This is a genomic window from Blastococcus saxobsidens (assembly GCF_010682065.1).
Taxonomy (GTDB): domain Bacteria; phylum Actinomycetota; class Actinomycetes; order Mycobacteriales; family Geodermatophilaceae; genus Blastococcus; species Blastococcus saxobsidens_B.
The window spans coordinates 53,888-70,179 of record NZ_JAAGWG010000023.1; the positions used below are offsets into that span (position 1 = coordinate 53,888).

Genomic DNA, 16,292 nt, shown 5'->3' on the forward strand with positions numbered 1-16,292 from the left:
CCCACGGCTCTTGGAGCCCGGAGGTCCGGATGACCAGCACGACCCCCTGCGCCAGGCCCTCGCCTGGTGGTGCGCCTGCCTCGGGGGCGTTCGCCTGCCCGGCGCTGACGCCGGTGGATCTTGTCGGCCTCACGACCTACTGTCCCGCCCATCGTTCGAACAGGCGTTCGAACAGGGAGGAGCGCGTCGTGTCGTCCACAAGCATTCGGCTGCTACCGCCGGTGCTCCGGTACCGGTCACCTGCTGCACCGCCGCTGTGGTCAGCGGATGCGACCTGGCGCGACCTGACCGCCCAGCGCCCGGTGAAGGCCATGGCCGATCCGGACCGGGGCTGGACTTCGCGCTGGACCGTGACGTACCGGCACGGCCAGACCGAGAGCACGGAGACCGTCACCGACGTGTCCCCCGGAGACCTGCTGTCGTCCGACCCCATCCGTACCAACACCTGGCACGCCCGCACGATGACCCGCTCCGGGCTGCACTTCCTTGCTTCCACCGGTGAGTTGCAGGCACATGAGTCACTGTTCGAGCGGGACCTGCTGGTCGTGCTGGACTTCGACGCGGTCACCGCCGTCGCCAGTCAACCGTTCACGCTCAGTTGGCACGACGGCGAGCGGCAGCGGAAGCACACCCCCGACTTCATGATCGTCGCCGACGGTGTGCCGACCGTGGCGAACTGCCGCCCCTCGGCCCTGGTCAACGATGCGCTGCTGGAAAACTGCGCCGCGATCGCAGCGATCTGCGTGGCTCGCGGCTGGGGCCACGCGCTCGTCACCGACTATCCCCGGCCGCCGTTCACCGTGCTGTCCACCATCGCCGCCACCCGCAACTGCGACGACCCCTACGGCTACGGCGAGGACATCCTGGAGCGGCTGGCCAGCGACGGCCCGACACCCTTCGCTCGGCTGGCCGACACGTTCCCGGCTCCAGCGTTCGCCCGCGCGATCCTCCAGCGGCTGATCTGGGACCGCGAAGTCACCGTGGACCTGTCCCGGCTCCTCGCCGACGACACGCTCGTCGCGCTGCCCGGTCAGGAGTCAACGCGATGACCACGATCCGTCCGATCCCCGGCGTACGCCTGGCACTGGCAGGGGTCCAGCACACCGTCCTCGGCTACGACACCGCCGAGGGTGCGGTGCGGCTGGCCGATGAGAACGGCGTCCTCGTCACCCTCGGCGTCGAGGACTTCGTCACCCACCCGGACCTGCACGACCCGGCTGGTGCTCGCGCGCACAACGCGGCGGCCGAGCGCCTGTCCACGACCGATCGGCGGCTGCTGGAAGCCCGCATCGAGCACGTCCGGGAAGCAGAGACCGGATACCGGTCCGGTGATCCGCACCGGCCCGCTCCGGGTGAGCCTCGTCCGCAGTACAACCCGGAGACCACGACGCTGACCGCGCGGCGGCGGACGAAGGCCGCCGAACTGAACAACGATCTCGCGCGGGCAGCCGGACTGGACATGTCCTACACGACGATCCGTCGGATCAGCGCCGCCCTGAATACGGGAATGGGCCTGGACGGCGTCGTGGATTGCCGCCTGGTTCGCCGGTCACACGGTCGGCACTCCATCGACAAGCGCGTCGAAGAAGCCTGCTGGATCGTCTTCGAGGAGACCCGCCAGGGCTCCAACGTGTCCATGAAGACCCGCATGAACAAAATCAAGCAGTGGATGCTCGAACACCACGGCAAGGGCGCCGACGCGCTCGTGCCGTCGGCCTCCACTATCGAGCGCTGGTTCAAGGACCGGTTCATCCCCAGCGACCTGTCCGGCAAGGCCCGCACCCGGCGCAGCGCCACCACGGCGCCCGCGCACGGTTTCCGGCGGCCGAACCCGACTCGTCCCGGCGAACTCGTCCTCATGGACACCAACAACCTGGACGTGCTGCTGGCGGGCACCAACCTGGCGGGGGTCATCCGGGGAAGCCTGGTCCTCGGCATCGACTGGTACTCGCGGTCGGTCGTCGAAGTCCGGGTCGTGGAGAACGCCGAGAAGGCCATCGACATCACCTTCGCGCTGCGTGACTTGGCTCGCCCCATGCAGATGCGCGCGGGATGGCCTGACGATGCCCGCTGGCCGTTCGTCGGCGTCCCCGAAGAACTGATCACCGAGATCCACGGCGGCGAAATCGCCGGGCTCCCCTTCGTCAACACTGAAGCGGTGGTGGTCGACCACGGCTCCACCTACAAGTCCCACATCAGCGTCGCCGCCGCCCGCCAGCAGGGCATCAGCGTGCTTCCCGCCCGTGTCCGCATGGGCTCGGACAAAGCCATCGTGGAACGGTTCTTCGGCTCCCTGAGGTCCATGCTGCTGGAGCACCTGCGGGGCTATCGGGGCAGCGACTCCTCCGAACGCGGCGCGAACGTCGATGGCACGGTCGTGTGGTCGGCGCAGCAGTTGGAAGACGAGATCGCCCTGTGGGCGGTCCGGATCTGGCAGAACCACGCGATGTCCGAGGTCAAGCCGCCGTGGTGCCCGGAAGGTGACTGGTCACCCAACACCCTGTACCAGCACGGCCTGTCCACCTCGGGGCTTCCGCCGCGCGTGATGTCCAGCGACGACTACTACGGTCTGCTTCCGACCATGGCCGTGAAGGTCCACGGCCGGGGCGTGAAGATCCGGCAACTCTGGTACGACCACGAAGTCCTCGGCCCGCACCGGAACCTGCCGTCCCCGTACGGCGGTGCCGCCAAGGGCAAGTGGACCGTCCGGTACGACCCGCGCGACATGCGGCAGGTCTACTTCCTCGACGAGGACGGCCAGTACCAGGTGATCCCGTGGACCGGTGCGACCGGTCCGATGCCGTGCTTCACCGACCGGCACGTCACCGCGCTCAACCGCATCCGCCGCGAGAGCGGGATGCGTCCCCGGCACGACAGCGAACTGGTCGAAATCCTCATCCAGGACGTGCTGACGGTGCACGAGCCCAGCAGCACCTGGCAGACGGTGCCCAAGAAGGTCCTCAACGATCGGTCACGGACCCAGCGCAACTGGGAGATGGCCCGTCGTGACCGGGAAGCCGTCGACCTTCCCGCTGACGACGACCACCCCGTGGAGGCAGAAGGCCAGGAAGAGGCCGCGACCGACGCCGAGTTGAGCCGTCCCGGCTCCGGTCTGAGTTCCAAGCCACCGGCGACCGTCACCGCCATCGGCACCGCTGCGGTCGCCGACGCACGGGCTCGCAAACGGCAGAACGCCACCGTCGGCACGGTCGTCCCAGCAGCGCGGCTGGGTGCCAAGCGCGGTAGCACGTACGGCGACCTCGCGGCCCTGACCGACGAGGAGCCGACGTGACCTCGCCACGCGGTCCAGCCCTTCCATGGCTGTAGGCGAAGCCCCTTCGCATCCGCAGCCGTGCTCTTCCCCTCACGCATCCCAGAAATGGATAACGCCATGATCGAAGACCTGCCGAAGAACTGGTTCCGTCAGCCCCCCGACCTCAACCAGGTCCAGGACGCGGACGGCTGGGCCACCTACGTCGCCCGCCGGGACGACTACCAGATGCCGCCGCTGCTCACCCGCTCCGCGTATGAGGGCCTGGCTTCGCGTCAGCGGGCGCTCTACAACCTTGCCCGGAAGGTCGCGGTGAGCAACCTGCCCAAGCCGGACACGCCGATGGCGGCGGCCATCCGCGAGCAGATTGAAACCACGCTCAGCACCAACACGCTGAACGCTGATCCCGGTGTCCGGCCGGGCCTGTTCATCTCCGCCGAGGGTGGCCTCGGCAAGTCCACGCTGATGCGCGAGGTCGCGGCCTCGTTCGACGAGGAGACCCGGCAGATGGCCGACATCTTCCCCGGCATGTTCGGCAACCTCGACAGGTGGATCCCGGTCATCTGGATCAACGTTCCACCGAAGGTCAGCATCGGTGCGCTCTGCCGCAAGATCCTCAACTTCTACGGAGAAGTGCCCCGTGGCATCCGCACCGAGGCCCAGTTGACCGACCGCGTCCACACACTCATCCGGGACTGCGGAACCAGGTTGGTCGTTCTCGATGACATCACCCGCGTGAAGATGCACCGGGAAGCCGACCAGGACGCCGCCGACTGGATCCGTGGCCTCCAGGAAACCAGCGCAACCGTCATCGGCATCGGAGTCGACGTCGAAGGATGCGGTCTGCTCTACGAAGGGCGGGCAGGGACGAAGCAGAAGCGGCTGCTGACCCAGACCCGGCGCCGGTTCAGCGTCCTCAACCTCGACCCGTTCACCTACGACTCCGCCGAAGAGATCACCGAATGGGTGGCGCACCTCGCGGCCGTCGAACAGGACCTGCCGCTACTCGACAAGACCCCTGGGATGCTTAGCGAGGATCTGCCGGAGTTCCTGTTCGCCCAGACCGGCGGAGTAATCGGCTCATTGAGCCGCTACATCGCTGAGGCTTCCAACGCCGTTCTTGGTCGGTCTGTCGCCGACGGGGGTGAGCACCTCACGCGCGACGACTTCCTGAAGGTCCAGTTGGATCACGCCGCCGTCAGCGGCAGCAGCCCCGAGATCGACGCGGCCACAAGCATCGGCAAGAAGGCCGCGTCGAGCAGGAAGAAGCAACGCAACGGCTCCTTCAACGGTGACCGCCAGCGGCGGGTCCCGGCATGAGCCTTCCTCGACGGCTTCCACGCAGCCTCGCCGCACACCCCGACGAGTCCCTCGCCGGGTACCTGCTGAACCTGTGCCACCGGCTCGGCATGACTCCCAACGAACTCGCTGTCCGCACGGGACTCGAATCGAAGACGCGCAACGAGATCGACACCGGGTACGCCGTCACCCTCCCTGACGGACCTCAGGAAGCGTTCGCGACCGCGACCGGGCTGGCCCTCGACGAGGTCACCCGCCTCACCCTCGGTCGCTATGACGGGCACCTCTTCGACTCGACCGCCCCAGCGCGGGCCGCCCGGACCGTGCACGGCGCCCTCTGGGTAGCGCCACCGCTAACCCGCTACTGCCCGCAGTGCCTCGCCGACACCCCCGACGAGAACCCCGACCGCACCACCTGGGCCGTCTCTTGGCAGACACCCTGGGCGGTCGCCTGCACCCGCCATGCAGTCCTGCTCCCGCACGCCTGTCCGGCCTGCAACACCTCAGTCGGCAACTCCGGCGTGCGCGGGGTGACCCTCATTCCCCGCGTCAGCCAGCCGGTGGCCCACCCCGCCGCCTGCCGCGCGACCGTCGGCTCGGCTCAGACGCTCTGTGGCGCCCGCTTGGACCACGCTGAAGCCCTCGACGCGCCCCCGCCCGTCTTGGCGCTCCAGGAGCGGCTCAACGCCATTCTCGATGGCCGCGCAGAGAACCTGACCTCGCTCGGCGTGCCCGTCAGCGCCGACCAGTACCTACGGGACCTCCGCGTCCTGGCCGTTCTGCTGCAACTGGCCAACGAGCCCAGCGTCCTGGCCATGCTGCCCCGCACTCTGACCGATCCGGCCGTGGACTACCTCGCCGAGCGCCACGCGCGACGCTTGCACCGCAGCAAGCGCGACCGCAGCGACCGCACCTGGACTCATCCGCCCGTCGACAGCCGCGTCACCGCCACCCTGCTGGTCACCGCCGCCCGGCTCCTCGACGAGGACTCCCCGTCCGACCAACTCCACGGTCTCGTCGCCTCAACCATCCGCAACGAACGCCTGCTGTGGGCGCGCATCCGTTCTACGAGCGAACCGTCAGTCGGGCTCGGTCGCTACTTCCAGCCGGGACGCACTGGCGTCACCACTACGGCTCGACTTCGCAGCGCCGCCGCCGACCGCACCTACCGCATCACCAGTGACCACTTGCCCGCCTTTCTCGACGACGCCACCTACCGTCGGGTCTTCCCGATGATCACGCCGACCAACGAACGCAACGTCCGTCGCGCGGTGCCCATCGCGATCACTCGGCTGATCACTCGATGCAGCCTGGAAGAAGCGGCCGATCTCCTCGGCTATCCGCACTACAGCGCCGAAGCCGCCGTTGTCCGCACCGGACGCGCCCTCGGCAACGGTCGCCGCACCGACTGGTTCCACGACACAGTCGCCGACCTCGCCAACGCGCTCGACAGCCACCACCCGGTCAACCACGGGCACCGCCGCCGCCACTTCACCGGCGACTGGACGATCCCCGAAGAGGACTGGCACGGCCTCCAGCAGGCGCTCCTCGGTGCCAGGCTGGCCCGCAAAGACACGCCCTGGGCGGAGCGGCGTCCCGCCTACGACGCCTGGATCTGGAGCCTGGTGACCGGCGGCGACCCCGCCGTAGCCCCGATGGTGCGGACCCAGTCCGACAGCGGACGCACCTGCACCGGCGGTGTCATGGCCGTCCTCAGCACCCTCACTCGCCGCTGCACCGACGAGCACGTCTCGATCGTGGCCGAGTACGCCGCCCGGCTGACCGCACTCATCGACAGCAGCGCTGACCTCGCCAACCCGTCCGACGGGCAGCCGTCCTTGGAGCCTTCACGTTCGAACGCTGCCTGAAGCCTGACGGTCACCTGAACGTCGGCTCGCTGGGCCAGGAACCGGCAGGGTCAACTCCAAGGGCCGCGCGAGGTCGTGGTGGCGCGGAGGGCCTGAAGGAGTCGGACTGCGAGTTCTTCGGCGACGGCGGAAAGTCCGTCGGTGAGGCTGGCGCGGGCGACCTGGTCTACCGGCTCAGCACGGGCGGCCTTGTCACCACCGTGCGCCGCCATGTGTCCGCTGGTCCGGTTCCCGACCAGGCTCGGGTCGCCTTCCGCGACGCGATCGATGGGGTCGAGGGCAGCGGCCAGCGCGACGTGTTCGGTGACGGGCAGATGAGGAGCGAGGATGCGGAGCAGGACGCTGATCCGCTGTTCGAGGTCAGCCTGGTCGATTAGGGCGCCCATGACGTCGGTCGGGAGCGCCTGGAAGATCATCGCTCCCCCGTCCCGTCCGACTGCCAGCCCGGAGTACGGGTCGTTCTGGCGGTCGTTGAATCGTCCGCCCCCCTGCCGGTCGTTGCGCCGGAGCGCCCACGCGGTGGTGCTGTCGTGGTCGATGGTCAGGGCGTCGGCCTGCCCGAAGAAGCCCATCTCGCGGCCCCGCACGGCCAGACGCTGGGCGAGTTCCGAGAGTTGAGAGACGGGGCGCAGCGGGCCAACCGACGTTGGCAGTGCGTGCACCTCCAGAACGGGCGCGTAGAGGCTCCGATCATCGAGTGAGTCCCGGTCGCGTCGCCAGACAGCCTCGACGGGCTGGGAGAGCGGGAGGTAGGTGAGCGGCGCGGGCGGGACGCTCAGGTTCCGCAAGGCCGTAGCGACCGCGACACCGAGCGCCTTCTCGTCGGTGAACTCCGCCCAGAACCGGCCCTGCTGGTAGTTCCCGAGCCGACGGATGAAGTCCTCTTGGGCAGGCTCGTGGTCAACGCCCGCCTTCTTGAAGACCAAGATCGGGATGCCGCGCTGTTGGGCGACGTTGAACTCCTCCGCCGTTGCGGACACTCCCGAGTCCTCCATCTCGTCCCCGTAATGGGGGCCGAGCAGCAGTACGTAGACCTCTGCCTGATTCACGCCCTCCAGGCACGCCCCCCGACTGGTCGCGTTGCGTGCCCCGAAGTCCTCGAAGCGCGACGGCTCATGGCCAATCGCACGGATGAGGTCGGGAAGGTAGTCGCGTTCGGCTGCCAGGCCACGACGGACTGACGAGATGAAGACCCTCATGGTTTACCTGTCCCCGCAGAACAGGACGACGACACCCTGTCGCCGCCACTCCGGCATGTTCGAGGACAGCGCCTCTTCAATCTCGCGGCTCAGGCGGTCACCACCGATCTTCCACAGGCAGCCGCACTCTTCGCACAGGATGTCGCCGGAACCGTCCTTACGCACGCCACCGTGGTTGTCGTGATCGCAACGAAGGAACTCCGGCACCCCGCGTCGTGCCGGGACGCAGATGCTGATGGACGATCGACATCGTCGGCACTCCAACCGTGCCTTGACCGCGTCCGACCTGCCTGCCATGCCGCCTCCTCACCGAACGGGACCTGGTAGGGACGCACGGTAGGGCGAGAGACTGACACTTCCTGGTGCTCGGCGAGCACCGAGGAACAAGTATCTTGCCCAACTAAAGTGACGAGAAGCGCGAGTTTGCCCAACTAAGGTGACGAACTGGCCGGTTTGCCCAACTGAAGTGACGAACCTGCGTATTGCCCAACTAAAGTGACGAAGCGCGTCACTCAGCGTCGCATCCCCCGCTTGACCAGCACGTTCGCGTTGCCCAACTGAAGTGACGAACCGACGCTGTGCCCACGAAAAGTGACGATTGCTCAACTATCGTGACGAGTCACATCGTCACGCGATGTCAGCCAGCTTTGTCCGCAGGTGCAGGACGGCCTTCGTGTGGAGCTGGCAGATGCGGCTCTCGGTCACCCCGAGGACGCGTCCGATGTCGGCGAGGGTGAGGCCCTCGAAGTAGTAGAGGGAGACGACGACCTTCTCCCGCTCGGGCAGCTGCTCGACGGCGCGGGCAAGCAGCTGCCGGGCCTCGCCGTGCTCGGCCATGGCCTGGGGGTCGAGCGCGCTGGTGTCCTGGAGCGTGTCACCGAGGCGCGGGGAACCGCCGTCGTCGTCGGTGAGCAGCTCGTCCAGGGCGACGACGTTGACCAGGGACAGCTGGCCCAGGAACTTGCGGATGTCCTCGACGTCCATGCCCATGACGTCGGCGACCTCTTCGTCGGTCGGCGTCCGGTGATACTTGGCCTCCAGCTCGGCGACGGTGCGCTCGAACGCCCGGGCCTTGACCCGGACCGACCGCGGGATCCAGTCGGTGTTGCGCAGCTCGTCGATGATCGCGCCGCGGATGCGGGCCATCGCGTAGCTCTCGAACTTGACCTCGCGCGTGGGCTCGTACCGGGTGATCGCGTCGATGAGGCCGAAGGTGCCGTAGGAGATGAGGTCGGCCTGCTCCACGTGTGCGGGCAGGCCGCTGCCGACCCGGCCGGCGACGTACTTGACCAGCGGCGCGTAGTGCAGGATCAGCCGGTCGCGCAGCCCGGCGTCACGGCCCTCGACGTACCGGTGCCAGAGCTCGGCCAGCATGGCGTCGGTGTCCTCGCCGGACTCGTCGAGCCGGTGGATCGTTGCCTCAGACACGTCGCGCTCCTCGGTCGTGCTGCGGGTTCCCCGTCCGTGGTCCCGCGTGGTCATGACTGTCACTCGCCCGGATCGCCGCCCGGCCGCCCGCCTCAGGCACGGGGGTGCGCCTGGGCATGAACCGCACGGAGCCGTTCGACCGTCACGTGCGTGTAGATCTGCGTCGTCGCGAGGCTAGCGTGGCCGAGCAGCTCCTGTACGGAGCGCAGGTCCGCGCCGCCCTCGAGCACGTGGGTGGCCGCGGAGTGCCGGAGCCCGTGCGGGCCGATGTCCGGGGCGCCCGGCACGCGGGCCGTGGCGGCGTGCACGACGCGCCGCGCCTCGCGAGCGTCCAGCCGGCGGCCGCGGATCCCCAGCAGCAGGGCCGGTCCGGAGTCCGGAATGGACAGGGCGGGACGCCCCCGGCTGAGCCAGGCGTCCAGCGCCCGCTCGGCGGGGATGCCGTAGGGGACGCTGCGCTCCTTGCTGCCCTTGCCGAGCACGCGCAGCAGGCGGCGGCCCCGGTCGACGTCGTCGACGTCCAGCCCGACGAGCTCGCTGACGCGGATGCCCGAGGCGTACAGCAGCTCCAGCACGACGGCGTCGCGCAGACCGACAGGTTCCTCGGCTCCTGACGTCGATTCCACGACGTCGCGCGCCTGGGCCGGGGCGAGCACGTCGGGCAGGGTGCGACGGGGGCGCGGGCTCACCAGGCGCTGGCCGACGTCCTCGGGGAGGAGCTCGGCCCGGCGCAGCCACCCGGTGAAGCTGCGTGCGCCGGCGGCGTTGCGTGCCGTCGTGGAGCGGCTGTGCCCGCGGGTGCGGCCCTGCGCCAGCCAGCTGCGGAGCGTGGCCAGGTCGAGGTCGTGCGGCTGCTGGCCGCCGCGCCGGGCGAGGTGGTCGAGGAGCCGGACCGCGTCACTGACGTAGCCCCGCACGGTGTTGTCCGACAGGTCCCGCTGGGCGGTCAGGTGCTCCTCGTACCCGGCCAGGGCCTCGGCCAGGGCAGGCGGCAGCCCGGCACGGACCTCGGCGGTGCTCGGAGCGGACACGGGGGCACGGTCCGTCGGCGCTCCCCCCTGGTCAAGCCGCCGCGCCGGGGGGCTTCGGCGGTGGCGTGAGGCGCCATCCTGTGCCGGTCCACTGGACGAGCTCGGCGAGCTCCAGGGCTGGCAGCACCCGGAGGACCTCCAGGACGTCGCAGCCGGCGACGCTCGCCAGCCGCTCGGGGCTCACGCCGATGCGCACCGGGCAGGCGTCGAGCACGCGAGCCGCGAGGTCGGAGAGCCCGTCCCGCGGCGACGCCGGCCGCTCCACCGGCGGCGCGAGGTCGGTGCCGATCCCGCCGACCTCCTCGATGACCTGCGCCGCGTTCGTCACGAGCCGGGCGCCGCCCTCCTGTTCCCGCAGCAGCTCGTGGCAGCCCACGCTCATGGCCGACGTCACGGGGCCCGGGACGACCAGCACCTGCCGGCCGAGGTCCCGCGCTCGCTTCGCCGTCGCCTGGGCACCCGACCGTGCCGCCGCCTCCACCACGACGGTGCCGCGGGTCAGGGCGGCGATGAGCCGGTTGCGGACCAGAAACCGATGCTGGTGCGGGGCCGCCCCCGGCGGCCACTCGCTGAGCAGCAGGCCCTCGTCGGCGATGCGGTGCAGCAGCGCCCCGTTCCCCGCCGGGTAGGGCCGGTCCACGCCGCAGGCGAGCACCGCGACGGTCGGCCCGCCGGCGGCGAGGGCGCCGCGGTGGGCGGCGGTGTCGATGCCGAACGCGCCGCCGGAGACGACGGTCCACCCGCGCCCGGCCAGCTGGTGGCCGAGCTCGCCGGCCACGTGTTCGCCGTAGGCCGTGGAGGCGCGCGAGCCGACGATCGCCACCGAGCGTTCGGTCAGCTCGTCCAGCCGGGCCCCTCCGCGCACCCACAGGGCCAGCGGCGGCACGAGCGCCTTCGTGCGCTTGTCCTGGCGCGCCGGGTCCTGCGGTTGCTCGGCGGTGGCCCGGGTCAACGCGTGCAGCGCGAACGCCGGCCACTCGTCGTCCTCCGGCACGACGAGACGCGCACCGCACCGCTCGGCGCGCCGGAAGTCGGCCGGCGTCTCGTCCTGCCCGGCCCGGGCGCCCACCAGTGCGCGGATCCGGTCGGGGACCGAGCCCGCGCGGATCCGCCGGGCGGCCTCCACGGGGCCGGTGTCCTCGACGTACCGCCAGAAGTCGATCGTGCCCGGCTCGACCGCGCGGCTGAGCCAGGCCCGCGCCCGCCGCAGCCCCGGGTGCATGTCCCCGGCTGAGGAGTGGACGGCTGCGTCCTCCAGGTCCTCCTCGAGGGCGTTCATGCCGCAGCCCGCTGCAAACGCATGCCGAGCGCCTCGGCCACCTCGTCGGAGCCGGGCACGGTCCGGCCGGCCAGGTCGGCCAGCGTCCAGGCCACCCGGATCACCCGGTCGAACCCGCGCACCGAGAGCGAGCCACGCTCCAGCGCCCGCTCGGCGAGGGTGAGCGACGCCCGTGGGATGACGAACCGTTCGCGGAGCATCCGGCCGGGCACCTCGCTGTTGAGCCGCAGCCCGGTCCCGGCCAACCGCTCCCCCGCGGCCGCTCTGGCCCGCAACACCCGTTGGGCCACGACCGCGGTGGACTCCGGCGCACCGAGCCCGTCCAGCCATGCCGCCCGCGTCACCGGCGGGAGGTCCACCCGCAGGTCGACGCGGTCGAGCAGCGGACCGGAGAGCCGCGACTGGTACCGCCGACGTTCCAGCGGGCTGCAGGTGCAGGCGGTGTCCCCGGCGGCGCTGGCGCACGGGCACGGGTTGGCCGCCAGCACCAGCTGCGCCCGGCACGGGAAGGTGGCCGAACCGGCGGCCCGCTGGATCGTGACCTGCCCCCGCTCGAGCGGCTGGCGCAGCGTGTCCAGCACCGCGCGCGGGAACTCCGGGGCCTCGTCCAGGAAGAGGACGCCCCGGTGCGCCCGGCACAGCGCTCCCGGGCGGATCTGACCGGAACCTCCCCCGATGAGGGCTGCCATCGTCGCCGAGTGGTGCGGCGCCTCGAAGGTGGGCCGGGTGACCAGCGGCGCCTCCGGCGGCAGAGTGCCGGCGATCGAGTGGATGGCGGTGACCTCGAGCGCGGCCTCCTCGTCCAGCGGCGGGAGCAGGCCGGGCAGGCGCTCGGCGAGCATCGTCTTCCCGGCGCCGGGTGGCCCGGCCAGGTACAGGTGGTGCCCGCCCGCTGCCGCGACCTCGACGGCCCGGCGCCCGGCGGCCTGCCCCACCACGTCCCCGAGGTCGGGCACCGGCAGCTCGGCGGGCAGGGCGCCCCGCTCGTACGGCACCAGGGGGCTCGTTCCCTTCAAGTGCGCCAGGAGCTGGGTGAGGGTCTCCACCGCGAGCACCTGGACGCGGTCGACCAGCGCCGCCTCGGCCGCGTTCGCCATCGGGACGACCACCTGCACGTGCCCGGCTCGCGCCGCCGCCAGCACTGCGGGCAGCACGCCCCTGATCCCGCGGACCGCGCCGTCCAGACCCAGCTCCCCCAGCAGGACGAGGCGGTCCACGGCCCGCCGCCGGACCGCGCCGGAAGCAGCCAGCACGGCCGCGGCCAGCGCGAGGTCGAAGCCGCTGCCCTGCTTCGGCATCGACGCCGGGGACAGCCCGATGGTGATGCGCCGGGCCGGGAACTCACCGCCTGCGTTGACGATCGCGGCACGCACCCGGTCCACCGACTGCCGCACCACCGCGTCCGGCAGGCCGACCAGGGCGACACCGGGCAGGCCGGTGGCGATGTCCACCTCGACCTCGACGATGGCGCCACGGACGCCGGCCAGCCCCACCGACCAGGTGCGTGCCAGCGTCACGAGAACGCTCCGCGCAGGTGCGTCACGAGCGCCGGGCGCTCGGGCCGGACCAGCACGCCGACGACGTCGAACCGCACGTCGCGGGCGTGTTCGTCGTGCGCCGCCAGCCAGCGCTGCGCCAGCACCCGGATGCGCCCGGCCTTGGCGGCCGTGACCGCCTCCACCGGGTGGCCGTAGCCGATGCCGCGGCGGGTCTTGACCTCGCAGAAGACGAGGGCGTCGCCCTCTCGCGCGACGACGTCGAGCTCGCCCTCCCGGCAGCGCCAGTTGCGGTCGAGGACGCGGAGTCCGCTGTCGGTCAGGTAGGCGACGGCGATCTGCTCACCGCGGGCGCCGAGTTCAGAGGTTGGAGGCACCTCTCGACCGTGCCGCCCGGGACGATCACCGCGAAGGCTTCACCGGCATCTGTGGACGGCCGGTATCCCTGTGGAGGGCCGCCGGGATACCGGTCACCCGCCAGGGTAGAGCTGCACTCCTGCCGCCAGTTCGTCCAGGTCGGCGAGCAGCAGCTCGGCCTCGCGCGGATCTGGCAGCGACGTGGTCAACGCCCACGCCCCGTCGTCGCCCGGGAAGACGTAGGCGACGTGGTCGGAGACCCGGCCGGTGTCGGCCGACCAGGCGCGCTGTCGGATGCGGATCCGTCGCAGCCCGGCGTCGGTCGACTGCTCGACCTGCGGTTCCAGCAGCTGCCGCTCGGCCGGGAGCAGGAACTCGTCGACGATGGTCCCGCCCTCGGTCCCCGGCGGGTAGCGCAGCCCGATCAGGCGGACACAGGCCCGAACGCCCTGGGACGGGGCGGGGCAGAAGACGAAGGCACCGAAGCAGGGGCTCTGGAACGCCACTCTCGCCAGGATCGTGAACTCGGCTGCCAGCCGCTCCTCGTCGAGCGCGGAGGGCCGCGCCCCGGAGAGTGCCCAGGCCTGCTCGGCCGCTGATCGAGCCCAGTCCGCGAGGTCGTCGTCCGGGAGCACCCGGGCCCATGCCGCCGAGAAGTCCACGACGATGTCCGGCGGCCCGCCGGTCAGCTCGACACCCATCGCAGGCTCCCGCCCATCACGTCGAAGAGCTTCACCAGGGGTGGCCCGAGCTGCTCGACCGGCGTCGAGAAGGTGAGCAGCAGCAGCCCGTCGGATCCCGGCACGGGCACGAAGAAGTCGACCTGGGTCACGGTCAGCACGGCGCCGGGCCCGCCGTCCTCGTCGGGCACCTTCTCCTGCCGCGACGTGAGTCGGCGGACGGCACGGGCTCCCGCGACCTCGACCACGCCCAGCTCGCGGACGCGGACGCCCTCACCGCCGGATCCCAGCGTGCGGAGCAGCGACTCGAGCGTGCCGTCGCCACGTCCCCGCACGTGCGTGATCAGTCCGGACGCCGGAACCGGCCGGCCGGCGACCGGGTCGACGCTGAGCAGGACGTCGATCCCGCCGTGCCGCGCCGCCGCTGCCACAGCGGCGGTGAGCTCCCGGGCCAGCCACGGCCGCAGCTCGGCCCGCCGCGGCGCGGGCAGGTCGCGGACCCGCTCGGTGACGAGGTTCTTGATCCGGAGCGGCGCTCGCCCGTCCAGGGGCACGCGCGCCCATCCCGGTGGCAGCAGGATCCTGAAGTCGCTGACGGCACGGGCGGCCGCGGTCACGACGCTCGCCCCAGCGGCATGGACCACCGCTGCACGATGAGGTCCCGCTCCGCCTCGTACGCCGCGGCCTCGTCCGCCGCCGTCCACGCGTTCGGAAGGGCGCTGTCCTGGAGTCCCCAGCCGGCCCGGCCGTTGATCGCCACATTGGGGACCGTCACCGCTCCGACGACCATCGTGTCGGCGAGGAGGGTCAGCGCGCTGAGCTGCGCACCAGCGCCGCCGACCTGACGGATCCGGTGGATCGCCGACACAGCGTCCGCGATGTCGTGATCCCCGAACGAGACCGCGCGAGTGAGGCCGGTGCCGGACGAGCCCGCCGCCGCCTTCACACTGTCCCGGGCAACATCTCCCGCCTCGTCCGCCGCCCTGAACGTCGCCTGCAGACCCGGCGACAGCTCGAGCAGCGGACGGACGCCGGGCAGCCGGCCGAGGTGGAACAGCAGCGGCGCGCGGCTGGCATCGGCGAACGCCTGCCGGCCCGCGCGGGCCGCTCCGACGCGTCCTCCGACGCTCTCCGTCACCTCGAGCATCCCCCGGGCGCCCACCGCGACGCCCTTGCCCAGACCGAACGTCATCGCGCCCGCCAGGTCCCAGAGGACGTCCTCGAAGGAGCCGTTGCCACTGGCCCACATGTCGTAGCGCACCGCCGCCGACACGAGGCTCAGGCCGCTGCTCGTGGCCAGGAGGATCCCGACCAGTGCGATGCCGGGGCCGAGGACGACGGCGACGATGACGGCGACGATCACCAACGCGAGCGCGACGGCGGAGACGACGTCGAGGAGCGCGTCGATCCAGCCGGCGTTCACGTCCCACCAGTCGTCGGCCAGCTCGTCCCCACTGCGCCCCGCGCTCAGGACCTCCGCCGCGGTACGGGCGGCCCGGCCATAGGACTCGACCGCGTCCTGGTAGTCCCGGCGGGCGGCGGCCAGTGCCTCCGAGGCCGACGTGACCGCCCGCTCGTGCGCCCGCCGCTCGTCGCCGGCGGCGAGGAGCTGCTCGGGCGTAGCCGCGGCACCCAACGGCGTCGGCGCGGTGGTGCGCAGGGCCCGCTGCGAGTCCGCGGCCGCCTGCGCCCGGCGGACCGCGTCGTACGCCTCGATCTGCACGCCCTCCAGAGCGGTGGCGAAGAACGCCAAGGCGTCTGCGGCGGCGTCGTACCGGGCCCGGGCCCGGCCGATGCGCTGGGCGAGGTCACCCGCGACCTCGACGAAGTTGTCGCCCGCCTGGCTCTTCCACGCCTCCTGGGAGCGGGAGGTCAGCTGCGCCAGATTGGCCGCCTGCGCCTCGATCTCCGCCGCCGTGTCGGCGTAGCGGCGGGACAGGGTGGCGAGCTCCTCGGGATCGCCCGGCACGCCGTTGCGGGAGTCGAGCGGCTCGAACGAGGCCGGCGCCACCGGGGTGGCGGTCACGGCGAGCAGCTCTCGGTCGCGGTCTGGATCGCGTGCGCCAGCTCGTTGTCGACCTGCACGTAGGCGTCGTGGCTCTGCGTCGCCGCCTCGTAGACGGCCTGCAGCGACGCCAGAAGCTTCTCGCGGTTGCACGTCCACTCGTCGACGAACTCACGCATTTCGTCGAGGAGCGCGTTCCGGCCGATCGCCGGTTCCGCGTCCGCGACGATGTCCGCCGACCGCTGGAACTCGTGCATGAGCATCCCGAGACCACCCGCGGTCTCCCGGAGCAGTGGGAGATCGACCTCGATGTCCGCCACGCCCGTACCACCTCCTCATCAGACGCCGCGGAACGTAACCGTTCCGGCGGAGAGGAGGT

Annotated in this window: 14 protein-coding genes; 4 read left to right on the top strand and 10 right to left on the bottom strand. The window is 71.3% G+C overall.

The features are described from left to right. The first annotated feature begins 29 nt into the window (after positions 1 to 29). The 4 genes from GCU60_RS14495 to GCU60_RS14510 all read left to right on the top strand — a co-directional run bounded on the left by GCU60_RS14495 (position 30) and on the right by GCU60_RS14510 (position 6,438). A complete protein-coding gene (locus tag GCU60_RS14495) occupies positions 30 to 1,049 on the top strand; it encodes a TnsA-like heteromeric transposase endonuclease subunit (RefSeq protein WP_163206433.1) in 1,020 nt (339 codons plus the stop codon). Then, the gene (locus GCU60_RS14500; protein WP_163206435.1) at positions 1,046 to 3,292 is read left to right on the top strand and encodes a Mu transposase C-terminal domain-containing protein; all 2,247 of its coding nucleotides are present in this window, start codon (positions 1,046 to 1,048) and stop codon (positions 3,290 to 3,292) included. The genes GCU60_RS14495 and GCU60_RS14500 overlap by 4 nt, the downstream gene beginning before the upstream one ends. A gap of 99 nt (positions 3,293 to 3,391) precedes the next feature. Further along, entirely contained in the window at positions 3,392 to 4,591 is a 1,200-nt protein-coding gene (locus GCU60_RS14505) for an ATP-binding protein (protein WP_163206437.1), read from the top strand. Beyond that, positions 4,588 to 6,438 carry a TniQ family protein gene (locus tag GCU60_RS14510; protein WP_163206439.1) on the top strand — a complete coding sequence of 617 codons (1,851 nt, stop codon included), beginning with the start codon at positions 4,588 to 4,590 and terminating at the stop codon, positions 6,436 to 6,438. Before GCU60_RS14505 ends, GCU60_RS14510 begins: the two co-directional genes overlap by 4 nt. A gap of 50 nt (positions 6,439 to 6,488) precedes the next feature. Here GCU60_RS14510 and GCU60_RS14515 read toward each other — a convergent pair whose 3' ends face one another. From GCU60_RS14515 to GCU60_RS14560, 10 genes are all read right to left on the bottom strand, one after another. Next, entirely contained in the window at positions 6,489 to 7,637 is a 1,149-nt protein-coding gene (locus GCU60_RS14515; protein ID WP_163206441.1) for a DUF4062 domain-containing protein, read from the bottom strand. 627 nt (positions 7,638 to 8,264) lie between these two features. After that, the gene (gene whiG, locus GCU60_RS14520) at positions 8,265 to 9,065 is read right to left on the bottom strand and encodes an RNA polymerase sigma factor WhiG (protein ID WP_163206442.1); all 801 of its coding nucleotides are present in this window, start codon (positions 9,063 to 9,065) and stop codon (positions 8,265 to 8,267) included. Between the two features lie 92 nt (positions 9,066 to 9,157). Next, on the bottom strand, positions 9,158 to 10,096 hold the full coding sequence (locus tag GCU60_RS14525) for a tyrosine-type recombinase/integrase (protein WP_163206444.1): 939 nt from the start codon (positions 10,094 to 10,096) through the stop codon (positions 9,158 to 9,160). A gap of 31 nt (positions 10,097 to 10,127) precedes the next feature. After that, the gene (gene dprA, locus GCU60_RS14530; protein ID WP_163206446.1) at positions 10,128 to 11,375 is read right to left on the bottom strand and encodes a DNA-processing protein DprA; all 1,248 of its coding nucleotides are present in this window, start codon (positions 11,373 to 11,375) and stop codon (positions 10,128 to 10,130) included. Continuing rightward, positions 11,372 to 12,892: a YifB family Mg chelatase-like AAA ATPase gene (locus GCU60_RS14535; protein ID WP_163206448.1), complete on the bottom strand. Its 1,521-nt coding sequence runs from the start codon at positions 12,890 to 12,892 to the stop codon at positions 11,372 to 11,374. Before GCU60_RS14535 ends, dprA begins: the two co-directional genes overlap by 4 nt. After that, a complete protein-coding gene (locus GCU60_RS14540; RefSeq protein ID WP_163206450.1) occupies positions 12,889 to 13,248 on the bottom strand; it encodes a YraN family protein in 360 nt (119 codons plus the stop codon). Before GCU60_RS14540 ends, GCU60_RS14535 begins: the two co-directional genes overlap by 4 nt. A gap of 93 nt (positions 13,249 to 13,341) precedes the next feature. After that, positions 13,342 to 13,929 (bottom strand): hypothetical protein, encoded by a 588-nt coding sequence (locus tag GCU60_RS14545; protein WP_163206452.1) that lies wholly within the window; start codon positions 13,927 to 13,929, stop codon positions 13,342 to 13,344. Next, entirely contained in the window at positions 13,914 to 14,552 is a 639-nt protein-coding gene (locus GCU60_RS14550; protein ID WP_163206454.1) for a hypothetical protein, read from the bottom strand. Before GCU60_RS14550 ends, GCU60_RS14545 begins: the two co-directional genes overlap by 16 nt. After that, positions 14,522 to 15,934: a WXG100 family type VII secretion target gene (locus GCU60_RS14555; RefSeq protein WP_163206456.1), complete on the bottom strand. Its 1,413-nt coding sequence runs from the start codon at positions 15,932 to 15,934 to the stop codon at positions 14,522 to 14,524. The genes GCU60_RS14550 and GCU60_RS14555 overlap by 31 nt, the downstream gene beginning before the upstream one ends. Next, positions 15,931 to 16,233, bottom strand: a complete 303-nt coding sequence (locus tag GCU60_RS14560; RefSeq protein ID WP_163206458.1) for a hypothetical protein — start codon at positions 16,231 to 16,233, stop codon at positions 15,931 to 15,933. Before GCU60_RS14560 ends, GCU60_RS14555 begins: the two co-directional genes overlap by 4 nt. Positions 16,234 to 16,292: the final 59 nt, after the last annotated feature.